The sequence below is a fragment of the Aeromonas sp. 159 genome (assembly GCF_963862045.1).
GTDB lineage: Bacteria > Pseudomonadota > Gammaproteobacteria > Enterobacterales > Aeromonadaceae > Aeromonas > Aeromonas veronii.
This window is the reverse complement of the sequence record NZ_CAWLMI010000013.1, coordinates 22,926-45,137: the sequence shown is the minus strand read 5'-3', so window position 1 is coordinate 45,137 and position 22,212 is coordinate 22,926. Positions and strand designations below refer to the sequence as shown.

The 22,212-nt window shown below is 62.0% G+C and carries 20 protein-coding genes; 10 read left to right on the top strand and 10 right to left on the bottom strand.

Annotated features, from left to right (window positions below):
* Positions 1 to 104 precede the first annotated feature (104 nt).
* Entirely contained in the window at positions 105 to 977 is an 873-nt protein-coding gene (locus AACR14_RS02955; protein WP_019445059.1) for a virulence factor BrkB family protein, read from the top strand.
* Positions 978 to 1,069: 92 nt separating this feature from the next.
* Positions 1,070 to 1,507 carry a D-aminoacyl-tRNA deacylase gene (gene dtd, locus AACR14_RS02950; protein WP_019445058.1) on the top strand — a complete coding sequence of 146 codons (438 nt, stop codon included), beginning with the start codon at positions 1,070 to 1,072 and terminating at the stop codon, positions 1,505 to 1,507.
* Here dtd and AACR14_RS02945 read toward each other — a convergent pair.
* On the bottom strand, positions 1,496 to 2,176 hold the full coding sequence (locus AACR14_RS02945; protein ID WP_026034896.1) for a spermidine synthase: 681 nt from the start codon (positions 2,174 to 2,176) through the stop codon (positions 1,496 to 1,498). The genes dtd and AACR14_RS02945 overlap by 12 nt on opposite strands.
* A 51-nt stretch (positions 2,177 to 2,227) precedes the next feature.
* Between AACR14_RS02945 and AACR14_RS02940 the strand changes: the two genes are divergently transcribed.
* On the top strand, positions 2,228 to 3,136 hold the full coding sequence (locus AACR14_RS02940) for a bifunctional GNAT family N-acetyltransferase/hotdog fold thioesterase (RefSeq protein WP_019445056.1): 909 nt from the start codon (positions 2,228 to 2,230) through the stop codon (positions 3,134 to 3,136).
* 54 nt (positions 3,137 to 3,190) lie between these two features.
* Here the strand turns inward: AACR14_RS02940 and AACR14_RS02935 are convergent, their stop codons facing one another.
* The 4 genes from AACR14_RS02935 to gntU all read right to left on the bottom strand — a co-directional run bounded on the left by AACR14_RS02935 (position 3,191) and on the right by gntU (position 10,466).
* On the bottom strand, positions 3,191 to 5,308 hold the full coding sequence (locus AACR14_RS02935; RefSeq protein WP_019445055.1) for an AsmA-like C-terminal region-containing protein: 2,118 nt from the start codon (positions 5,306 to 5,308) through the stop codon (positions 3,191 to 3,193).
* A gap of 58 nt (positions 5,309 to 5,366) precedes the next feature.
* A complete protein-coding gene (gene recG / locus AACR14_RS02930; RefSeq protein WP_019445054.1) occupies positions 5,367 to 7,436 on the bottom strand; it encodes an ATP-dependent DNA helicase RecG in 2,070 nt (689 codons plus the stop codon).
* A 189-nt stretch (positions 7,437 to 7,625) separates the two neighbouring features.
* Complete coding sequence (gene pssA / locus AACR14_RS02925) at positions 7,626 to 8,975, bottom strand: CDP-diacylglycerol--serine O-phosphatidyltransferase (RefSeq protein WP_019445053.1); 1,350 nt, start codon at positions 8,973 to 8,975, stop codon at positions 7,626 to 7,628.
* A gap of 150 nt (positions 8,976 to 9,125) precedes the next feature.
* Positions 9,126 to 10,466 carry a gluconate transporter gene (gene gntU, locus AACR14_RS02920; protein ID WP_019445052.1) on the bottom strand — a complete coding sequence of 447 codons (1,341 nt, stop codon included), beginning with the start codon at positions 10,464 to 10,466 and terminating at the stop codon, positions 9,126 to 9,128.
* 245 nt (positions 10,467 to 10,711) lie between these two features.
* On the opposite strand from gntU, the gene AACR14_RS02915 reads away from it, so the two are divergent.
* The 3 genes from AACR14_RS02915 to AACR14_RS02905 are packed head-to-tail and all read left to right on the top strand — an operon-like array spanning position 10,712 to position 13,665.
* The gene (locus AACR14_RS02915; RefSeq protein ID WP_005340649.1) at positions 10,712 to 11,221 is read left to right on the top strand and encodes a gluconokinase; all 510 of its coding nucleotides are present in this window, start codon (positions 10,712 to 10,714) and stop codon (positions 11,219 to 11,221) included.
* A complete protein-coding gene (gene edd, locus AACR14_RS02910; protein ID WP_019445051.1) occupies positions 11,218 to 13,014 on the top strand; it encodes a phosphogluconate dehydratase in 1,797 nt (598 codons plus the stop codon). Before AACR14_RS02915 ends, edd begins: the two co-directional genes overlap by 4 nt.
* Positions 13,015 to 13,023: 9 nt before the next feature.
* Positions 13,024 to 13,665: a bifunctional 4-hydroxy-2-oxoglutarate aldolase/2-dehydro-3-deoxy-phosphogluconate aldolase gene (locus AACR14_RS02905; protein ID WP_019445050.1), complete on the top strand. Its 642-nt coding sequence runs from the start codon at positions 13,024 to 13,026 to the stop codon at positions 13,663 to 13,665.
* A gap of 85 nt (positions 13,666 to 13,750) precedes the next feature.
* Here the strand turns inward: AACR14_RS02905 and AACR14_RS02900 are convergent, their stop codons facing one another.
* Positions 13,751 to 14,758: a substrate-binding domain-containing protein gene (locus tag AACR14_RS02900; protein WP_019445049.1), complete on the bottom strand. Its 1,008-nt coding sequence runs from the start codon at positions 14,756 to 14,758 to the stop codon at positions 13,751 to 13,753.
* Between the two features lie 89 nt (positions 14,759 to 14,847).
* On the opposite strand from AACR14_RS02900, the gene AACR14_RS02895 reads away from it, so the two are divergent.
* A complete protein-coding gene (locus tag AACR14_RS02895) occupies positions 14,848 to 15,498 on the top strand; it encodes a Qnr family pentapeptide repeat protein (RefSeq protein ID WP_019445048.1) in 651 nt (216 codons plus the stop codon).
* A 132-nt stretch (positions 15,499 to 15,630) separates the two neighbouring features.
* Here the strand turns inward: AACR14_RS02895 and envC are convergent, their stop codons facing one another.
* Together envC and gpmM are read right to left on the bottom strand one after the other, a co-directional pair.
* Complete coding sequence (envC, locus tag AACR14_RS02890) at positions 15,631 to 16,983, bottom strand: murein hydrolase activator EnvC (protein WP_019445047.1); 1,353 nt, start codon at positions 16,981 to 16,983, stop codon at positions 15,631 to 15,633.
* Positions 16,984 to 16,992: 9 nt separating this feature from the next.
* A complete protein-coding gene (gene gpmM / locus AACR14_RS02885; RefSeq protein WP_005356867.1) occupies positions 16,993 to 18,522 on the bottom strand; it encodes a 2,3-bisphosphoglycerate-independent phosphoglycerate mutase in 1,530 nt (509 codons plus the stop codon).
* 246 nt (positions 18,523 to 18,768) lie between these two features.
* Here gpmM and AACR14_RS02880 point away from each other — a divergent pair, with 246 nt between their 5' ends.
* The 3 genes from AACR14_RS02880 to gpsA are packed head-to-tail and all read left to right on the top strand — an operon-like array spanning position 18,769 to position 20,728.
* On the top strand, positions 18,769 to 19,200 hold the full coding sequence (locus AACR14_RS02880; protein ID WP_005340640.1) for a rhodanese-like domain-containing protein: 432 nt from the start codon (positions 18,769 to 18,771) through the stop codon (positions 19,198 to 19,200).
* Positions 19,201 to 19,250: 50 nt separating this feature from the next.
* Complete coding sequence (gene secB / locus AACR14_RS02875) at positions 19,251 to 19,721, top strand: protein-export chaperone SecB (protein ID WP_019445046.1); 471 nt, start codon at positions 19,251 to 19,253, stop codon at positions 19,719 to 19,721.
* Between the two features lie 2 nt (positions 19,722 to 19,723).
* Complete coding sequence (gpsA, locus tag AACR14_RS02870; protein WP_019445045.1) at positions 19,724 to 20,728, top strand: NAD(P)H-dependent glycerol-3-phosphate dehydrogenase; 1,005 nt, start codon at positions 19,724 to 19,726, stop codon at positions 20,726 to 20,728.
* Positions 20,729 to 20,800: 72 nt separating this feature from the next.
* Here the strand turns inward: gpsA and nfuA are convergent, their stop codons facing one another.
* A complete protein-coding gene (nfuA, locus tag AACR14_RS02865) occupies positions 20,801 to 21,379 on the bottom strand; it encodes a Fe-S biogenesis protein NfuA (protein ID WP_005340636.1) in 579 nt (192 codons plus the stop codon).
* A gap of 80 nt (positions 21,380 to 21,459) precedes the next feature.
* The gene (locus AACR14_RS02860; RefSeq protein ID WP_026034895.1) at positions 21,460 to 22,188 is read right to left on the bottom strand and encodes a ComF family protein; all 729 of its coding nucleotides are present in this window, start codon (positions 22,186 to 22,188) and stop codon (positions 21,460 to 21,462) included.
* Between the last annotated feature and the right edge of the window lie 24 nt (positions 22,189 to 22,212).

The following is a 22,212-nucleotide window of genomic DNA, read 5'->3' as shown; positions in this document are numbered from 1 at the left end:
CGGGCGACAGGTTGGGGCAGATCGAGGCAAATCGGGTGCAAAGGTGGTCAAACAGCGCTCTCCTCTGACACAATATTGCCACTATGACGCTAACGAGAATCAAGATGCAGCAGCCTGTCAGCGGCCGTTTGGCCCACGCCCTCTCCTTCTTGCGCCATGATGGTCGCCACTTTGCCCAGTTTGTCTGGGGCCGTTTCCAGCAGGACAGATTGACGGTTACCGCCGGTTATCTGGCCTATGTCACCCTGCTTTCACTGGTGCCGATGATCGCCGTGGTGTTTGGCATGATGTCCGCCTTCCCGGTGTTCCAGAGCCTCAAACAGGCGATGGAGCAGTTCGTCTACCACAACTTCGTGCCGACGGCGGGAGAGGTGCTCAAGGAGTACATCGACGGCTTCGTCGCCAATGCTACCAACACCACGGCGGTGGGGATCGGGGCGCTGGTGGTGGTGGCACTGATGCTGATCTCCGCCATCGACAAGAACCTCAACTACATCTGGCGTTCGACCCAGGGCCGCCCGCTGGCACAGGCGTTTGCCATGTACTGGATGATCCTGACCCTGGGGCCTGTGCTTATCGGGGCCAGTATCGCCATCTCCTCCTACATCTTCTCCCTGCGGCTGTTTGGCGCCGAGAGCCTGTTCGGCATCGGTTATCTGCTGCTGCGTGGGTTGCCGTTCCTCTTCTCGGTGCTCACCTTCCTGCTGGTCTATACCGTGGTGCCGAACTGCAAGGTGCGGCTGATCCACGCCTTTATCGGCGCACTGGTAGCGGCGACCCTGTTCGAGCTGGCCAAGCGCGGCTTTGCCATCTACATCACCAGCTTCCCCTCCTATCAGGCCATCTATGGCGCGCTGGCGACCATCCCGATCCTGTTTGTCTGGGTCTATTTGAGTTGGCTGGTGGTGCTGCTCGGTGCGGAGACCACAGCCTGCCTCGGCGAGTACGAGAAACCGGCGAGCGAGGAGCTTGGCTAAGCCATCGCCTTGCCCACCGGTTTATTGGTAGCATCGACGACCGCCCCTGCAATCGAGCCGGGGCGGTCGTTCTGTTTTCAAAGGAGAGGGATGTGATTGCACTGATTCAGCGGGTCTGCGAGGCCAGCGTGACTGTCGAGGGGGAGGTGACCGGCGCCATCGGTCAGGGACTGCTGGTGCTGCTCGGGGTGGAGCAGGGGGATGATGAGGCCAAAGCCGACAAACTGCTGCACAAGGTGAGCGGCTATCGGGTCTTCTCCGACGAGAATGGCAAGATGAACCTCAATGTCGGCCAGATCGGCGGCAGTCTGCTGGTGGTCTCCCAGTTTACCCTGGCGGCTGACACCAAGAGCGGGATGCGCCCCAGCTTCTCCTGCGGCGCCCACCCGAGCGAGGCCGAGCGGCTCTATGACTACTTCGTGGCCAAGGCTTCAGCCAGCGGCATTCCGACTGCAACCGGGCGTTTTGCCGCCGACATGAAGGTGGCGCTGGTCAACGACGGCCCGGTGACCTTCTGGCTACAGGTCTGAGGATGCCTGATCCCGCGGTATGACGTGGACGATCACGTTGATGAGCCCCGCGACCGGGTAGGGGGTAGCCGGGCCAATCCACTGTTCTATCAGTGTCAGGGCGTGGGTTAGCTCCAGTTCGGTGCGTGGCAACAGGTTGATGACCAGAGTGCCGCAGAGGCGGGGAGCCAGCGCCCGGTAGAGCCGTTCCTGAAACAACAACAGCGGGTTGCCATCCTGACTGAAGAGATCGAGCAGGATTAGGTCGTACTGCTGCTCGCTCTGCTCGAGAAAGGCGAGGGCATCGGCCTGATGGAGTGCCGGCGCGGCGTGTTCATCGCTCTCCTGATGCTGGAAAAACTGCTGATAAACGGTCAGCACCTCTTCGTCGAGGTCGACGCACTCGTGGCGAGCATCGGGCCAACGCTGACTCAGATGGCGAGTGAGATCACCGCCACCCAGCCCCAGTTCGAGGATCTGCTCAGCCCGCTCCGGCAGCAGGCAGGCGATGACCCGCTGATGGGGTAGACAGAGGGTAGCGGGGTCGGCCAGCGACATGGCGGATTGCACCACGCCGTCTATCTCCAGCCAGCGGTGCTGGTCATTTTCCTGTACCGTGAGGCGGCGCTGGGGTTTGACGCTGAGGTGCAACAAGTGATCGGCTTGGTACGCTTGCAGATTGAAGTCCATGAATTTGCACGGCAAGATGGTTTCCGACCAGTGTAACTCAAGGATGAAACTATGTACTGGGTAGTCACCCCTCAGACAGTCGCCGAGCTGGATGCCTACTACCAGTTGCGCTGGGAACTTCTGCGTAAGCCCTTCAATCTGCCCGTCGGTTCCGAGCGGGACGAATATGACACGGTTGCCATTCACCGGCTGATGCTGGCACCCGATGGCACCCCCATCGCGGTGGGTCGCCTCTTTATCGGCGGCGATGAGGCGCAGATCCGCTTTATGGCGCTGCGTCCGGAATATCGTGGCCAGGGGCTGGGCGCCCGAATGGTGGAGGATCTCGAGGAGCTGGCCCGCAGCGAGAAGGTGAAACGGCTGGTGATGAACGCTCGTCAAGAGGCGGTGGAGTTCTATCGCAAGTGCGGTTTTCTCGAAGTGGGGGGCGGCCCCGTCTCCTTTGGCCGCATTCCCCATCGCCAGATGATCAAATCCCTGAGCCCGTTGCAGACTATCCAGTACCGGCCGGAGTGGTGTCAGGATCTCACCACCCGCTGGTCGCGCGGGGTACCCATCAGCGAGAAGATGGGGATGCACATCAGCCACTACGACGGCCAGACCTTCCATCTCAAGGCCAATCTGGCGGCCAATTTCAACGTGCATGGCAGCATGTTCGCCGGCAGTGTCTACAGCCAGTGCGTGCTGGCGGGCTGGGGGCTGATCTGGCTGCAGCTTAAAGAGGAGGGGCTGGTGGGCGAGCCGGTGCTGGCCGAGAGCACCATCAAATATCATGGCCCGGTCGATGAGGAGCCCGAGGCGCGAGTGGCCCGCGAGGGGATGCCCGCCGTGCTGCAGCCGCTCAAACGGGGCGAGCCTGCCACCTTCAGCCTCAAGATCCAGCTGTTCAGCGGCAGCAAGCTGGCGGCGGAGTTTTGCGGCCACTATGTGGTGCAGCCGCCCCGCCGCCCAGGCCAGTAACCGCGTCGTTTCCCCATCAAACAACAAGGCCTCATCATGAGGCCTTGTCTGTTTTTACCCTTGCTGGCTGTCGCTTGTCTGCCCGGCTTGGGTCTGCACTTGGGCCTGGTTTTGGGCTTTCGGCGCGGGAGCCGGTCGCCAGAGCGGGGCGCTGTTGCCTTGCGGCGGATAGCGTACTCCCACTTCCCAGCCGCAGGCGTCCTGCTTCTGCGGGAAGCTCCAGGCCAGTGTGGGTTCCGTCAGCGGCCCGCGCCACTGGCCGAGCAGCTCGGCGCAGCGGTTGCCATTGAGCACTCCCAGATCGAGCTGCCACTGTTCGTTGACCAGGTCGATCCCCCCTTGCAGCGCCAGCAGATGGGTGATGGTGGAGGCGCCAGCCTGCTCGATCTGCAGTTGCCCCTTGTCGATCTTGCCCTGCAGCTTGATGCGGTAGAAGGGGGTGTCACCCTCCTGCATCGCCTGCCACAGCTGATCCGGCGTCAGGGTGGGCGGGGTCGTCCCTTTGAACCACTCATCCAGCAGCGGATCTATCTTCACCTTGTCCCAGAACGGCTCGTCGGCATCGAGGGCAAAGCTGCCTTGCAGGGTCTGGCGCCACTCGCCCGCCGTTTTGCCGTGTTCGGCTTGCAGGTCGGCGCTCACGTCCGCCTTGCCAGCGAACGAGACAGGGGAGTGGAATATCTTGCCCCACTGCACAAGATCCAGCTTGGTCGCCTGCAGTTGGAGGCGGCTGCTCTGGCCCGGTTCGCGGCCCCACTGGCCACTCAGGCTGAGGGTGCCCTCATCCGGCAGCGAGCTGGTGAGTTTTCCCAGTTGCCAGGAGCTGGGGGTCAGCTCCCCATCCAGCTCGCCGTTGCGGGCGCTGAGTCCATCCCACACCAGCTCGAACCACTTGCTCTCGATACGAGCACGGCCGAGCAACGGGCCTGGCTGGTTATCGCGCAGGGCGAGATCGCTCAGATAGAGCTGCCAGCCGGTCAGCGACAGGGGCAGGGTATCGTCGAAGGAGAGCACCTTGAGCTTGTCAAACGCCAGCTTGCGGATATCGACCTGCTGCGGGCGCCAGCTCTGCCAATCCTGCCACCAACCCTGCGGCAGGCTGATATCCATGCCGCTTAGCGCCACGTCTTTCAGGGTCAGCTTCTGCTGCTGGGTATCGAGGGATAGCTCGACATTGAACTCCCCTTCATAGGCCTTGCCCTGCAGTTCGCCATCGATCTGCTGGGGCGAGAAGGCGAGCTTGCCCTTGATCTCCTCCAGCTGGAACAGACCACGACCCATGTCGCCCAAGGTGCCGCTCAGATAGCCGGTGGGCTGGTTGCCCGCCTGCCAGTTGAAGGCGGTGAGCTGGCCGCTGAAGTTGTTGAAGGAGAGCTCCTGATTGATGTCGTTGAGGCTGACGCCATCCAGCTGACCGCGATCCAGCGACACGCTTTGCAACGGGAAGCGCTGTGGGAAGCCTTGCTGTGTCAGATCCCCCAGCTCCACCCGCATGCCGCGCGCCTTGAGATCGTGCAGTTGCAGGGTGCGAGCGGGCCAGTCCAGCACCATGCCGGTCTCCAGCAGACCGTCGAACAGGTTGGTCACCAGCTTGTCGGTGCGCAGCACTTCCCCTTCCAGCCGTCCTTGCAGGCTGAGACGGGCGAAGGTGAATTGTGGGGTCTCCAGCTGGCCGATATTGAGGCTCAGGTTGGCCTGTGGCTGCCGTTTCGGGTCGATCAGCTCCCAGTCGCTCAGGGTGGCATTGAGGCCGCGCAGGGTCAGCTCGGGGCTTTCCAGACTGAGCCGGTCTATGGTGCTGTCACTGATGGTGAGGGAGTGCACCGGCAGGCTGGGCAGCTGGTTGGGCAGCGGCAGCTTGATGGCGGGGCGAATGAGGTCGAGATGGGCGATCCGCACATCGCGGCTCAGCCAGTCGATGCTCTCGATCTCCAGATAGATCTTGTCGAGGGAGACCGCATCGCCGTAGCGCACCTGCTCCGCCAGCAGGGTGTAGGGGTGGAGCGGGTTGAATACCAGTCGCCCTATGGTAACCGGCACGCCGGTCTGCTGGCTGAGCCAGCTGGCGATGGGGCCTTTGGCGCGCTCGGCGTCGAACAGGCCGAGGGCAACCCAGACAAAGAGCAGCAGGAAGGCAAAGGTGTAGAGCAGGCCGCGTAGCCAGGAATTCATAAGTGCTTTCCTCCTGTATTGGTTGAGTGATCAGGCGTTGGCAGCGTGATTCCGCAGGTCAGGCATTGGAATAGTGATCCCGTAAGCCAAGCCAGCGCCGTATCAAGGGTTCGACATGACTCGGATGCCTATCCATAAGGAAGCGCGCCATCTTCTGTACCTGCGGAATAAGCGGTTGATCCCGCACCAGATCGGCGATTTTGAGATCGGCCAGACCGGTCTGGCGGGTGCCGAGCAGTTCCCCCGGGCCGCGCAGCTCCAGATCGCGCTGAGCGATGAGGAAGCCATCGTTGGTCTCACGCAGCACCCCGAGCCGGCTCTGGGCCGTTTTGGACAAGGGGGCATGATAGAGCAGCACGCAGTGCGAGGCTACCGCTCCGCGTCCGACCCGGCCGCGCAGCTGGTGCAGCTGCGCCAGCCCGAGCCGTTCGGGGTTCTCGATGATCATCAGGCTGGCGTTGGGCACATCCACCCCCACCTCGATGACGGTGGTGGCGACCAGCAGTTGCAGTATGCCTGCCTTGAACTCCTCCATCACCCGCTGTTTCTCGACCGGACGCATCCGGCCGTGCACCAGCCCGATGTGCAGGCCGGGCAGCAGGTTCTGCAGCTCGGCGGCGGTATCCTCGGCAGCCTGACACTCCAGCACCTCCGACTCCTCGATCAGGGTGCAGACCCAGTAGGCCTGCTTGCCCTCGGTGCAGGCGAGCTTGACTCGCTCGATCACATCGCCACGCCGGCTGTCGGGCAGCGCGACCGTGGTGATGGGGGTTCGGCCCGGCGGCAGTTCGTCGATGACCGAGGTGTCGAGGTCGGCATAGGCGGTCATCGCCAGGGTGCGGGGGATGGGGGTGGCGGTCATGATGAGCTGATGGGGATGCACCCCCTCACGTTCCCCTTTCTCGCGCAGGGCGAGGCGCTGATGCACCCCGAATCTGTGCTGTTCATCGATGATGACCAGCGCCAGACGCTGGAACACCACCTGCTCCTGAAAGATGGCGTGGGTGCCCACCACCATCTTGACGCTGCCATCGGCGATGGCGGCCAGCGCCTCCTCCCGTGCCTTGCCTTTCTGCTTGCCCGCCAGCCAGCCGACTCCGATGCCGAGCGGCTCCAGCCATTTGGCGAAGTTGATGGCGTGCTGTTCCGCCAGCAACTCGGTCGGCGCCATCAAGCCCACCTGACAGCCGTTGCCGATGGCCTGCAGGGCGGCCAGCGCCGCGACCAGGGTCTTGCCGGAGCCTACGTCACCCTGCACCAGCCGCATCATGGGGTGACTCTGTTGCAGATCCTTGCTTATCTCGGCCACCACCCGGCTTTGGGCGCCGGTGGGCTTGAACGGCAGGGCGCCGAGCAGCTGTTCGACCAGCGCGGGCGCCGGTTTGAGGGCGCGGGCCAGCTGGGTTTGTGCCTGAGCGCGCACCTTGAGTACCGAGAGGTTGTGAGCCAGCAGCTCCTCCAGTACCAGCCGCTGCTGGGCCGGATGTTGGCCGCTTTCGAGCAGTGGCAGTGCCACCGAGGGGGGCGGACGGTGCAGCAGTTTCAGGGCTGCGGCCAGCTCAATCTGGTGGGGATAGAGGCCGGCGGGCAGCAGCTCCTCGACGCCATAGAGGTCTAGCTGGGCCAGCGCCTGATCGGTGAGGTTGCGCAGGGTGAGTTGGCGCAACCCTTCGGTAGTCGGGTAGACGGGGGTGAGCGCCTCTTCGGTTTGGCCGGCCTGCTCCTCGCCGAGCAGCTTGTACTCGGGGTGGGCCATCTCCAGCCCGTATTTGCCGGGGCGTACCTCGCCAAAGCAGCGGATCAGGCGGCCTGTCGCCAGACTGTTCTTCTGGGCGGCGGTGAAGTTGAAGAAGCGCAGGGTGAGGGTGCCGGTACCATCGCTGATACGGCAGACCAGCATGCGGCGGCGCCCCATCACCAGCTGAGTGTCCTGGATCTCCCCCTCGACGGCGCCGTGCAGGCCGGGCGGCAGATCGCCGATGGGCCACACCTGGGTGCGGTCCTCGTAGCGCAGGGGGAGGTGGAACAGCAGGTCCTGTACCGTGGCCAGTCCCAGCCGCTCGAGCTTCTCCTGCATCTTGCTGCCGACACCCTTGAGGCTGTCGAGAGGAATTTTATCCAATTTCATCAATTAGATGCCCGAAAACACTGTAAATATGTCCAGATGATAGGGGTTGTTGAGGGGCCGATGCAAGCCGAGTTGCTGCTGGCTGAGTCGCCAACGCGGGGGAGATGACGGATATAACAAAGGCCTGCCGAAAACGGGAGGCCTTGGTCTGATTGCCGTTGGGCTGGGTGGGCGCTGCGCGCCCCCGGGTCAGATGATCCGCTTGAGCAGCAGATGCGCCTTGACCCGGTGGATCCGTCCCAGCAGCTTGCGCACTTGCTCCGGGTAGTCGTGGATCTGCTCTACCTGATCGAAGTGGCTGATCCGCTTGGTGTTGGCCAGAATGTTCTCCCGCTCGGCATTGAACTGGGGACGCAGGTGGTGGCGACGATCGTGCACCAGCAGGCCGTTCTCCAGATCCAGCGCCCAGGCACGCGGGTTGAGGTTGTTGCCGGTGAGCAGGGCCCACTCGTCATCCACGAAGATCCCCTTGAGATGGTAGGAGTTGCGCTCGCAGCACCAGAGCATCAGGTTGAGACGACCATCATCGATGTGATGCTGGTTGCGCTCGGCAAACTTGCGCAGGTTGGTCTCGTAGAGATAGGGCAGGCCGCCGATGGTGGAGAACTTCTCCTCCGGCGGGATGAAGAAGTCGTTGGCGGTCTTGTCGCCCACCACAATGGTTACCTTGCAGCCGCGCTGCAGCAGATCTTCGATATCCTTGCTCAACTCCTTGGGCGGGTTGAAGTAAGGGGTACAGATGAAGATCTCCCGCTCGGTGGAGCGCACCAGATTGCGGATCATCTGGTTGAGCTGGTTGTTACGCTTGCCCAGACCCGCCATCGGGGTGATGGCCACCTCCTGGGTGTTGACCGGCATGGTGGCGAAGCGGTACTGCCCCTGACGCAGACTCAGCTTGAAGCGGCGGATCGGCCCCTTCAGCTGTTTGGCGCTGGGCACGTCGCTGCGATCCAGTCGCTGCACGGCGTCGCTCTTCACGAACAGGTCATCCACGTAATTGACCATGCTGCGGGCCAGCTCCGGGCTGATGATCTGGTGATAGCGGTCGAAGCGGTAGCGATCCTGCTGGTGCAGGTAGATGTCGTTGAGGCTGGCACCGGAGTAGAGCACCGCATCGTCAAAGATGAAGCCCTTGAGGTGCAGCACGCCGAGCAGCTCGCGCCCCTTCACCGGTACGCCGTAGATTTCGATCTTGTGCTCGTAGCGGGCAGCCATCTCCTGATACATCAGGTGGTTGCCACCCTGCTTGCCCTTGCCGATCAGGCCGCGCTGGGCACGGTGGAAGTCGACGAACACCTTGACGTCGAGAGCCGGGTTGCGCTGTTTGGCCTCGTAGAGGGCGGTGAGGATCTCGCGACCCGCGTCGTCATCCTGCAGATAGAGCGCGACCAGATAGATGCGCTGGGTAGCACTGGCAATGAGTGCAAGAATGCGGCGCTTGAAATCCTTGGCGCTGTAGAGCACTTCAAACTGGTCTGCCGCGACGGCGATCTGGGGCAGGCGTGTCAGCAGTTGTCGATAATGGGCCGATGAATGCATAGAGAGACCTGAAATCACGGGGTTAAGCGTTCCACTCGGAGCGATGAATAGGCGATTCTAGCAATCTCGCCCTCTCAGCCAAAGAAAGAATCGTCAGAAAGATGAAAAAGGCCTCACAAGTGAGGCCTTTTTTGTGCGTATCGACAGTGATCAGAGGAAGCTGTAAATGATCATCGCCATCACGCCGCCGGTGGTGCCGATGATGGTCTCCATCACGGTCCAGGTCTGCAGGGTCTGCTTCTCGGAGAGGCCGAGGTAGCGGTTGGCCAGCCAGAAACCGGAGTCGTTGACGTGGGAGAGCACGATGGCACCGCCGCCGATGGCGATGGTGACGGCAGCCAGCTGGGCACCGTTCAGGCCGAGCGGCTCCAGCATCGGCAGCACCAGACCGCAGGCGGTCAGCATGGCGACGGTGGCAGAGCCCTGAATCACCCGCACCGCGGCAGCCAGAATGAAGGCCAGCGCGACGATGGGCAGACCGGAGTCGGCCAGCATGTTGCCAAGGGCGGCACCCACGCCGGAATCAACCAGCACCTGCTTGAACACGCCACCGGCACCGGTAACCAGAATGATGACGCCGGCCGGCTGGATGGCGCTGTTGCAGACGCTCATCACCTCGTCACGGGACATGCCGCGGCGAATACCCAGCAGATAGAAGGCGGCCAGACAGGCGACCATGATGGCGGTGAAGGGGTGACCGATGAACTCCAGCCAGTTGTGCAGGGTAGAGCCCGCCTCGACGAAGCGGCCGACGATGGTCTTGAGGCCGATCATCAGCAGCGGCAGGCCGATGAGACCCATGGCCAGCCCGAAGGAGGGCAGGGATTTGCTGTCATCGTGGACGCTGTTCTGGGCATCGGCGGGCAGCGGCACATCGACGATCTTGCTGATGAAGTCACCGAACAGCGGGCCTGCCAGGATCAGCGCCGGTACGGCGGCGATCAGGCCGAACAGGATCATGTAGCCGAAGTCGGCACCCAGCTGGGAAGCGACCAGAATCGGGCCCGGCGCCGGAATAAGGAAGGCCTGACAGGTGGCGATACCCGCCAGCAGGGCGATACCGATCTTCACCACGCTGCCGCCGCCACGACGGACGATGGCGAAGGCGACGCCGATCAGCAGCACCACGGCCACGTCAAAGAAGAGCGGCAGGGCGCAGACAAAGCCGGTCAGGGCCATGGCCCAGTTGGCGCGCTTGACGCCGAACTTGCCGAGCAGGGTGTGAGCCACCCGGTCGAGGGCGCCGGTCACTTCCATCACCTTGCCAAACATGGCACCCAGCGCCACCACCACGGCGACGAAGCCGAGGGTGCCGCCCATCCCTTTCTGGATGGTGGCGGCGATGTCGGCCGGGTTCATGCCGGCGGCAAGACCGGCCACCATGGAGACCAGAATGAGGGAGACGACGGCGTGCAGACGAGCCTTCATCACCAGGAAGAGCAGCAGCACGATCGAGCCAGCGGCCGTCATGATCAGGGAGAGGTCAGACATTGTTATGCGTTCCTTAATCCAAGTTCGGTAGTGACACCCTGTCGATCCGTCGACAAACCATATCTTTATGATTTATTTAGATTTATGGCAAGGGCTCAACATCATATGCCCAGGTGACTATGGGTTTGCTCAGTCTGTGGCAGACTTCACATTTTTAATCGTTACCGGTAACATGTTACCGGTAACGTGCTAGATTAGAACCCATCAACAGCTGGTTTTTTGAAAAGTGGGACAGAGGTCAAATTATGGCGGGTAAGTGCATTATCGTGATGGGTGTATGTGGCAGCGGTAAATCCAGCGTGGGCCTCAAGGTGGCAGAAGCGCTGGGCGCCAAGTTCATCGATGGTGATGATCTCCACCCCAAGGCCAACATTCAGAAGATGGCTGGCGGCAACCCCCTCAACGATGAGGATCGCGCCCCCTGGCTGGAGCGGATCCGCGACGCCGCCTACAGTCTCGAGCAGAAGAACGAGACCGGCATCATCGTCTGTTCCGCCCTCAAAAAGAAGTACCGCGACCAGATCCGCGAAGGCAACGAGTCGGTCAGCTTCATCTTCCTCGACGGCAGCCAACCGCTAATCCTCGAGCGGATGCGTGCCCGCAAGGGCCACTTCATGCGCGAAAGCATGGTACAAAGTCAGTTCGATACTCTGGAGCGCCCGGATGGCGAAGCCGGTGTATTCCACATCGATATCGACGGCACCTTCGAACAGGTGGTTGACCGCGCCGTCACAGCATTGGAGCAAGCCCAATGATTCATAAGGTAATTTCCGACGTCACTGCCCGCATCCGCGAGCGCAGTGTCGCCCGTCGTCAGGCATTTCTGGCCCGCATCCAGCGTCAGGCCGAGCAGGGCAAGACCCGCGCCACACTGGCCTGTGGCAACCTGGCCCACGCCGTGGCCGCCTGCAGCAGTGACGAGAAGGGTCGCATTCTCGACATGACCCGTGCCAACGTCGGCATCGTCACCGCCTACAACGACATGCTGAGTGCCCATCAGCCCTATCAGGGCTATCCGGATATCATCAAGGGCGCGCTGGCCGAGCTGGGCCACAGTGCTCAGGTTGCTGGCGGCGTGCCCGCCATGTGCGACGGGGTGACTCAGGGTCAGCCGGGGATGGACATGTCCCTCTTCTCCCGCGACCTGATCGCTCAGGCAACCGCGCTGTCGCTCTCTCACAACACTTTCGATGCTACCCTGCTGCTCGGCATCTGCGACAAGATCGCCCCGGGCCAGATCATGGGGGCGCTCTCCCACGCCCACCTGCCGACGGCATTTGTTCCTGCCGGCCCGATGGCGAGCGGTATCAGCAACGACGAGAAGGTGAAGGTTCGCCAGCAGTACGCCGCCGGTGAAGTGGGCCGCGATGCCCTGCTGCAGATGGAGTGCGGCGCCTACCATGCGGCGGGCACCTGCACCTTCTACGGTACCGCCAACACCAATCAGCTGGTGTTCGAGGCCATGGGCCTGATGCTGCCGGGCTCTGCCTTCGTCCATCCGCACAGCGAGCTGCGCCATGCCCTGACCGTTGAGGCGGCACGCCGCATCAGCGCCATGATCCCGGGTTCCCCGGCCTATCGCCCGCTGAGCGAAGTGCTGGACGAGCGCTCGCTGGTCAACGGTCTGGTGGCCCTGCTCGCCTCCGGCGGCAGCACCAACCACAGCATCCACATGGTGGCGCTGGCCCGTGCGGCCGGTCTGGTACTGACCTGGGATGACATCAGCGATCTCTCCGACGTGGTGCCGCTCTTGGTTCGCATGTACCCGAACGGCCCAGCCGACGTCAACGCCTTCGAACAGGCGGGCGGCGTGCCCGGCCTGATGCGCCGTCTGGCCGAAGAGGGGCTGATCCACATGGATGCCACCCCGGTCTTTGGCGAGATGCAGGATTACCTCAGCCGTCCGGCATTGGTCGATGGCCAGCTGGTATGGCAGCCGGTGGGCGAGAGCGGCGATGCGAGCGTGCTGTCGCCTTCCGGCAGCGTATTCCAGGCCACCGGCGGCACCAAGCTGCTGGCGGGCAATCTGGGCCGCGCCGTGGTCAAGGTCTCCGCCGTGGCTCCCGAGTATCGGGTCATCGAAGCGCCGGCGCGGGTCTTCTCCTCCCAGCATGCGGTGGAAGCGGCCTACAAGGCGGGCGATCTCAATCAGGATGCCGTGATCGTGGTGCGCCACAATGGCCCGGCCGCCAACGGTATGCCGGAGCTGCACAAGCTGATGCCGGTGCTCGGCAACCTGCAGAAGGCGGGTTACAAGGTGGCGCTGGTCACCGATGGCCGCCTCTCCGGTGCCTCCGGCAAGATCCCGGCCGCCATCCACGTCACCCCGGAAGCGCTGCACGGCGGGGCCATCGGCCTGCTTGCTGACGGCGACCTGCTGCGGGTTGATGCGGTAAACGGCAGCCTCGACTGCCTGACCGATTTGAGTGGCCGTACCCAGGCCGAGATTGACCTCACTCTGGAACAAGAGGGGTGGGGCCGTGAACTGTTCAGCGTGATGCGTCGCGCGGTATCGAGCGCCGAGTGTGGCGCTACCATCTTTGACTAAGGAAGAGCTATGCAGAACTGGAAAGTGACCCAGGCCGAGGTGTTTGCCGCCTCCCCGCTGGTACCCGTGATGGTTATCAACGAGCTGGATCAGGCCCTGCCGATGGCCAAGGCGCTGCTCGACGGCGGCATCTCTGTCTTCGAAATCACCCTGCGCACCCCGGTGGCCCTCGATGCCATCGCCCTCATCGCCAAGGCGATGCCGGATGCCATGGTCGGTGCCGGTACCGTGCTCAACTGCGAGCAGTTTGACGCAGCCGTCGCTGCCGGTGCCCGCTTCGTCATCTCCCCGGGGATGACCCCGGCCCTGCTGGCCCACGCGGCCAAGAGCACTGCACCGCTGATCCCGGGCGTCGCTACCCCGTCTGAAGTGATGCAGGCGCTGGAAGCGGGCTATGACCATCTGAAGTTCTTCCCGGCCGAAGCGAACGGCGGCACCAAGGCGCTCTCCGCCATTGCCGCGCCGCTGCCCCAGGTGAAGTTCTGCCCGACCGGCGGTATCGGCCCGAAAAACGTGGCCGACTATCTGGCGCTCAAGTGCGTCGCCACCGTCGGCGGCTCCTGGATGCTGCCGGCCGATGCGGTCAAGAGCGGCAACTGGGAAGAGGTGACCCGCCTCTCCCGCGAGGCGGTTGAGTTGGTAAAACGCTAAGCATCAGTTGTGCAGAAAAACCAGACAGGCCACCCTCGGGTGGCCTGTTTGCTATCAGCGTGACTTAAGTGGGTGAGGGAAGGGATTACCCAAGACTCTCCCCGACATAGAGGGAGAAGCCGATATCCTTGCGGGTGTCGGGTTGGGATTGGCCGTTGAGACGAGCCAGCAGCATGGTGGCCGCCTCCCGACCGATCGCTTCCCGCGGGGTGGCGATACTGGCCAGTTTGGGGGTCATGGCGTGGCCGATGTCGAGAGCGTTGCAACCGGCGATGGCGATCTGCTGGGGCACCGGGATCCACTTTGCCTGACACTGCAGCAGGGCGCCCACCGCCAGGTCATCGTTGGTGCAGAACAGGCCGTCGAGGTCGGGATAGCGTACCAGCGCCTGATCCAGCAGCTCACCCCCCAGAGTGAAGCTGGAGGATTGTTCGGTCAGCAGATGCTGGCCGGTGAGGCCGAAGTCGGTCATCGCCTGATAGTACCCCTCCATCCGCAGCTGGGTGCGCACGTCGAGCCGCGCCCCCAGATAGACCACCTTGCGTCGGCCCCGGCGCAGCATATCTGTTACCATGGCCCGGGCCGCGGCTCTATGGTCCATGCCGACCACCATGTCGATGGGGGTTTGCGGCAGATCCATGGTCTCCACCACCGGAATGCCGGCGGTGGCGATCATCTTGCGGGTGCGCTCTGTGTGCTGGCTGTCGGAGAGGATCAGCCCATCCACGTGATAGGAGAGCAGGGACGCGACTTGCTCCTCCTCCCGCTCCGGACTGTAGCCGTAGTGGGCCAGCAGGATCTGGTAACCAGCCGGTCGGGTCACCGACTCGATGCCATGGATCACCGCAGAGAATACCTGGTTGGAGAGGGAGGGGATCAGGATGCCGATCGCCTTGCTGGTCGCGTTGGAGAGAATATCCGGCGCCCGATTGGGGATATAACCCAGCTCTTCCACCACGGCCGCGATCCGCTCGCGGGTCCCCTCCGCCACGGTCTGCGGGTCGCGCAGATAGCGGCTGACAGTCATCTTGGTCACGCCGGTCTGGTCGGCGATATCTTGCAGGGTGGGGCGGCGCTTGCGGGTGGGGCTCATAAGGGTGTCCAGCGTGGATGTTACATGTAACATTACCGTTTTTGGCGGATAAAGTCAGCATATGAAGCCGTTTTTGCAGGAGTTTTCCGATGATCAGAGGCAAGCAGTTCGTGGATGTCCGGTTCGAGCAACAGGATGTGGAGGGGGAGCAGTTCTCGGAGTGCCGCTTTATCGGCTGCAACTTCTCCTGGCTGGATCTGAGCGATAGCCGCTTCATCGACTGCAGCTTCTACGATCGGGCGAGTGAACGGGGCTGCCTGTTGCAGGGTTGCGATCTGCGCGAGGCCAGCTTCCTGCGCTGTGATCTCACCATGGCCGATTGCAGCCGCAGCCAGTGTCTGGGGTTGGAGATGCGCGACTGTCAGGCGGTCGGCATCAACTTCGGCCACGCCAGCTTCGCCAACCAGATCACCGCCAAATGCTACTTCTGCGAGGCCCATCTGACCGGCAATAACTTCAGTTACGCCAGCTTCGAGAGTTGTCTGCTGGAGAAGTGCGAGCTGACCGGCAACCGTTGGCAGGGGGCCAACCTGTTTGGTGCCTCGCTGGCGGGCTCCGATCTCAGCGGCTCCGAGTTTGGCCAGATCGACTGGACCAGCTTCAAATTGCAGGGCTGCGATCTGCGCCAGTGCGATCTGCCGGGGCTGGATCTGCGGCGGGTCGATCTGCAAGGGGTGCAAATTAACGAGGATCAGCAGCAGGTATTGCTGGAGCAGATCGGTATGGTTGTCTTTCCCTGAGCCGAGCGAAAAATTAGGTAATTTTTCATCAAATGGGGGTGACAGCGGGTTGCTGTACTCCTGAAACGACAAAAGCCTGCGTGAGGCAGGCTGTTGTTGTGAGCGTGTGATGCGTTTGTCGGCCGGGTTGACTCAACCCCTGGCCAGCCATTTGGTCGGGTTGATCGCCTCGCCCTGATAGCGAATTTCGAAGTAGAGGCCCGGTCTGTCCTGACCGCCACTGTCACCGACCAGCGCCACCGGTTCACCCTGTTCCACATTCTGGCCAACCTGACGCAGCAGCGACTGATTGTGACCGTAGAGGCTCATATAGCCCTTACCGTGATCGATTACCAGCAGCATACCGAAGCCATCGAGCCAGTCGGCGTAAACCACCTGGCCCGGCGCGACCGCCTTGACCTGGGTTCCTTCGCTGGCGCCGATCAGGGTGCCTTTCCACTTGAGCTGGGCGGTGCGCGGCGAGCCGTAGGCGATGAGGATCGGCCCCTGTACCGGCCAGCGCAGGCTGCCATTGGTCTTGAGCCCGCTGTAGTAACCTGCGGTCCCAATCCCCGAGCCTCGCTCCGGTTTGGTACTGGACATCTCTTCGACCGGTTCTGCCGGTTTGACGGTTTTGTTCTGCTGGGCGGCAAGTCGTTGTTGCTCGGCGCGGCGCTGCTCGGCCAGCTTGCGCTGACGCTCCTGTTCCGCTTTCAGCTTGGCCAGCCGCTCCCGTTCGGCCCGTTCGCGGCGCTCCTGCTCTTCCCGCTGGCGGCGCAGCTCTTCCAGCCGGGCTTTCAGCGCCTTCTCCGCCTTGACCAGCTTGGTGAGCTTCTGCTCGTCATCCTGTACCGACTGCTGCAACTGGTTGCGCACCTTGGCCCGGCTCTGCTGGCTGGCCAGCAGGGTCTGGTGATGCTCCTGCTGTTCGGCAAGCAGGGTCTGCAGTCTGGTTTCGGTCTCTTTGGTTGCCTGCTGGTTTTTCGCCAGCTTGTCGCGGGTGACGCGCAGGGCGTCGATGGCCTCGATGCGGGCCTTGTTGAGGTAGTCGTAGTAGTCGAGGGAGCGGCTCAGTTTGGCCGGATCCTGCTGATTAAGCAGCAGTTTCAGGTAGTCGTGGTTGCCCGCCTGAAAGGCGCTCTCCGCCTGTTTGGCCAGCAACTGCTTTTGATGTTTGGCTTGAACTTCCAGCGCCAGCTTGTCTTTTTGCAGGGTCGCCAGCTTCTGCTGGTTCTGCTTCAACTGCTGTCTGGTCTGGTTGAGTTTGGCGGCGGCGGCCGAGATGGCCTGCTCGTCAGCCTTGAGCTGGGTATTGAGCTTGGCAAGCTCCTGCTTGCTGAGCTTGATGGTCTTCTGTTGCTCTTTGATCTGGGACTGCATGGTGCCCAGCTGCTGATTGGCGGCCAAAGCCGATTTGCTGGCGCCAAACAACAGGCAAAAAAACAGCGCGCCGGCCAACAGGCCGACGCGACTGGTTTTCTGTGAAATAACTTCGCATCCCCGCATGGGGAAGGATTATTTCAGAATCATCAGGGGCTTGCCAGTCATTTCCGGCGGCACCGGCAGACCCATCAGGGTCAGCATGGTGGGGGCCAGATCGGACAGTTTGCCACCTTCAACTACCTCGGCTTTGCGACCGAAATAGATGAGCGGAACCGGCAGATTGGTGTGGGCAGTGTGGGCCTGACCAGTCTCTTCGTCCAGCATCTTCTCGGCGTTGCCGTGGTCGGCAGTGATCAGGCACTCGCCACCCACTTCGGCCAGGGCGTCGGTCACACGGCCGATGCAGTGGTCAACGGCTTCACAGGCTTTGACGGCGGCATCGAACACACCGGTGTGGCCAACCATGTCGCCATTCGGGTAGTTACAGATGATGACGTCGTACTTGCCGCTCTTGATGGCCGCAACCAGCTTGTCGGTCAGCTCTTCGGAGCTCATCTCCGGCTGCAGGTCATAGGTCGCCACTTTCGGGCTGGCCACGATCTCGCGATCTTCGCCGGTGAAGCAGGACTCTTCGCCACCGTTGAAGAAGAAGGTAACGTGAGCATACTTCTCGGTTTCGGAGATGCGCAGCTGGGTCTTGCCCTGCTTGGCCAGCCACTCACCCAGGGTGTTGACCAGAGCGGTCGGCGGGTAGGCACAGGCGGTTTTGATGTCGGCCGCGTATTCGGTCAGCATCACGAAGTTCAGCTTCGGCTCGACTGCACGGGCGAAGCCGGTGAAGTCGGTGTCAACGAAGGCGCGGGTGATTTCACGGGCACGGTCGGCACGGAAGTTCATGAAAATCAGCGCATCGCCATCTTCCATCGGGGCAGCTTCGCCGATGCGGGTCGCTTTGACGAACTCGTCGTTCTCGTCGCGGGCATAGGCGGCAGCCAGCGCTTCGGTGGCGCTCTCGGCGGTGAACTCGCCCTTGCCCTGGGTCATCAGGTCATAGGCTTGCTGCACGCGATCCCAGCGGTTGTCACGGTCCATGGCGAAGTAACGACCGATCATGGAGGCGAAACGACCCTTGCCCAGCTTGGCGAACAGGGCGTCGAACAGCTCGATGGAGGACTGGGCGGAGCGCGGCGGAACGTCGCGGCCATCCAGGAAGGCGTGCAGATAGATCTTCTCGGCGCCACGCTTGGCGGCCATTTCGATCATGCCCATGATGTGCTCTTCGTGGCTGTGTACGCCACCCGGGGACATCAGGCCCATGATGTGAACGGCTTTGCCGTTGGTCACGGCAGCGTCAACAGCCTTGGCCAGCTCGACGTTCTGGAAGAATTCACCGTCCTGGATGTCTTTGGAGATGCGGGTCAGCTCCTGATAGACGATGCGACCGGCACCGATGTTGACGTGGCCTACTTCAGAGTTGCCCATCTGGCCATCCGGCAGACCGACATCCAGACCGGAGCCGGAGATCAGGGTGCTGGTGTAGTCACGGGCCAGACGATCGAGGTTGGGAGTCTTGGCGGCAGCGACGGCGTTGTGCTCTTGCTTGGTGCTGTAGCCCCAACCGTCCATGATGACCAGAACCAAAGGTTTCTTAGCTGTTGACATAAGACTATGTCCTCTCGGATTGGAAAAAATGCGGGAAATGAAACTAGCGTAATATTACTACATCTGCCGAAATAGTCACCTGATAGCCAAGGGGCGCTCCCGCGGCCCCGCAAGCCACGCCCTTCCTGCCATGCTCGCTGCCCAATGATGATGGGAGCCTGCTCGCGCTTTGCCGCCAAGATGGCTGATCTTATCAATACCCCCATGTATACTCGGGCCCTTGTCTTGGTCCCTGGATAGTAGAAGATGCAAGAGTATTTGGATTTTGCGGCCCGTAACCCGCTGCTGACCGCAGCCTGGTTGGGTCTGGCTGGCACCCTGGTTTACACCACTGTGCGTGCCCGTTTGTCTCCGGTAAAAACCGTCAACAATCACACCGCGACCCTGCTGATCAACCGCGAGAATGCCACCGTGGTGGATATTCGCAGTCAGGAAGAGTATGCCAAGGGCCATCTGGCCGGTGCCCAGCACCTGCCGCTGACCCAGATCCAGAGCAATAATCTGGGCCCGGTTGAAAAGCATAAAGATGCCCCCATCATAGTGGTGTGCGAGTCGGGAATGACTGCGGGCGGCGCGGGCCGTCAGTTGAGCAAAGCTGGCTTCAAGCAGGTTTATGTGCTAGGCGGTGGCATGGCCCAATGGCGTGCAGAAAATCTGCCGGTAACCAAGAAACGCTGATTTAAGCAGGGCCTGAGCCCACTTATCCATATAACAAGGAATCAAACGAAATGGCTGACGAGATCAACAACCAGGAAGTACAACCGGAATTCCACATCCAGCGTGTTTACACCAAGGATGTCTCTTTCGAAGCGCCGAACACCCCGCACATCTTCCAGAAAGAGTGGCAGCCGGACGTCAAGCTGGATATGGATACCAAGACCAACATCCTGGCTGAGAGCGTGTACGAGGTTGTCCTGACCCTGACCGTGACTTGCAAACTGGAAACCGAAACCGCCTTCCTGTGCGAAGTACAGCAAGCTGGTATCTTCACCATCGGTAACCTGCCGGAGCCGCAACTGGCTCACTGCCTGGCTGCCTTCTGCCCGAGCATCCTGTTCCCGTATGCCCGCGAAGCCGTGGCCAACATGGTGAGCAAGGGGTCCTTCCCGCAGCTGAACCTGGCACCGGTCAACTTCGATGCCCTGTTTGCCCAGCACATGGCGCAAGCACAGGCCCAGCAGGCGACTGCGGAAGCCTGATAATGGCTGACCAGATCGCTATCTCGGTCTTGGGGGCGGGGTCTTATGGCTCCGCCCTTGCCATTTCTCTGGCGCGCAACGGTCATCCGACCCTGCTGTGGGGTCACGACCCTGCTCATGTCGCCGAGCTGGAACAAGACCGCTGCAACAAGGCTTTTCTGCCTGATGTCCCTTTTCCTGCCGATCTGCAGCTAACTGCGGATCTGCAACGTGCGGTACAGGCTGCCCCCGTGCTGCTGCTGGTCGTGCCGAGCCATGTATTTGGCGATGTGCTGACCCGGATCAAGCCCTTCCTGCGCCCCGATACCCGTATCGCCTGGGCCACCAAGGGTCTGGAGCCGGACAGTGGCCGTCTGCTGCAGGATGTGGCTCGTGAAGTGCTGGGTGACGAGATGCCGCTGGCGGTCATCTCCGGCCCCACCTTCGCCAAGGAGCTGGCTGCCGGTTTGCCGACCGCCATCTCGGTCGCCTCGACTCACGACGAGTTCGCCGACGATCTCTCCCACCTACTGCACTGTGGCCGCTCGTTCCGGGTCTATACCAATCCGGACTTCGTCGGTCTACAGCTGGGTGGGGCGGTGAAGAACGTCATCGCCATCGGTGCCGGTCTCTCCGACGGGCTCGGGTTTGGCGCCAATGCCAGAACCGCGCTCATCACCCGGGGTCTGGTGGAGATGCAGCGTCTGGGGGCTGCGCTGGGTGCCGATGCCAAAACCTTTATGGGGATGGCGGGGCTCGGGGATCTGGTGCTCACCTGTACCGACAACCAGTCGCGCAACCGTCGCTTCGGGCTGGCCCTCGGGGCTGGCAAGGATGTGAACACCGCCATGACCGAGATCGGTCAGGTGGTGGAGGGATATCGCAACACCAAAGAGGTGCATCTGCTGGCGGCCCGCTGCGGCGTCGAGATGCCCATCTGCGAGCAGATCTTCAAGGTGCTTTACGAGGGTAAGAACCCGAAAGAGGCGGCCATCGCCCTGCTGTCGCGAGACAAAAAGGACGAGTAATCTGCCGATTGCCCATGCAAAAGGCCCCGCCAGATGGCGGGGCCTTTTCTTTGCAGCCGCAAGGGCCACAAATCAGTAGTAGGAGTGGTCGCCGCGCTGGTGCTCGGTGGCGTCTTTCACGCCGTTGAGCTCACCCGGGAACTTCTCCAGCAGCTGCTTCTCGATCCCCTCTTTCAGGGTGTAATCGACCATGGAGCAACCGTTGCAACCACCGCCAAACTGCAGGATGGCCAGTTTGTCTTCAGTCAGCTCGACCAGGGTGACCTTGCCACCGTGACCGGCCAGCATGGGGTTCACTTCGGACATCAACACGTACTCGATGCGCTCGATCAGCGGCGCGTCATCGGCCACTTTACGCATCTTGGCGTTCGGTGCTTTCAGGGTGAGCTGGGAGCCCATCTGATCGGTCACGAAGTCGATGGTGGCATCCACCAGGAAGGGGGCGCTCAGGGGATCGACCATGCAGTCGAAGCCGCTGAAGGGCAGGTGTTGATCTTCCGGGTCCACGGCATCGGGCGGGCAATACGATACGCCACACTCGGCATTCTGGGTTCCCGGATTGACCACAAACACCCGGATATTGGTGCCATCAGGCTGTTTTTCCAGCAGTTTACGGAAATGGGCCTGGGCGGCGTCGGAAATGCTGATCATCACTATCCTCATAAACCTGAGTGTACGACTAGGGTATTCATGATAACGCGGTTATTAATGCTTGGGTAGCATGCCGATGGCTACTTGCTGTGCCGCAGGGTTCGACAGATTGCCCACACTTCCACCTTTGTGATGCCGCTCTCATGGAGAAGACGGCTGAGCTGCCCAGCGGTGGCGCCTGTGGTCACGACGTCATCGAGCAGGGCGACATGACGGTATTGGTGGGAGCGGATCCGGAATGCCCCGCGCAGATTGCGCCGCCGCTGCCCGGCGCTCAGGGTTGTTTGTTGTGGGGTCGCCTTGATGCGCTGCAACAGAGTGTTGTCGCAGGGAATGTCGGTGAACTCGCCAAGGGTTTGCGCGATCTCCTCCGCCTGATTGAACCCGCGCCGCCACTGCCGCCACCAGTGCAGGGGAACTGGAATGATCGCCTCCGGCGGCTCGCGGCCATCCAGATGATCGGCCAAGAGGCGTGCCAGTAGCGGCGCCAGCAGGATCTGGCCGGAATATTTAAGCCGGGGGATCAGCATGGGGTAGGGGGCTCGGTAGTCGCCAATCACCTGCAACCGCTCCCAGGGGGGAGGTCTGCGCTGGCAGCGACCACAGACCGGTATGCTCTCTTCTATATAGTCAGCCAGCGGTGCGGCGCAGAGGCGGCATCTTGGCTGTGACTGGTGCAGCGCCTGCCGACACCAACTGCAGAGCAGGGGCTCGTTGTCACAAGGCTGATGACAGAGCAGGCAGCTCCCTTGCCAGTCGGCGTGGCTGCCGAGCAGCGGGCTTGCTTTAGCGAGCAGTCGCTTTAACATGCTGACCCCAAGAGCATGAACAGG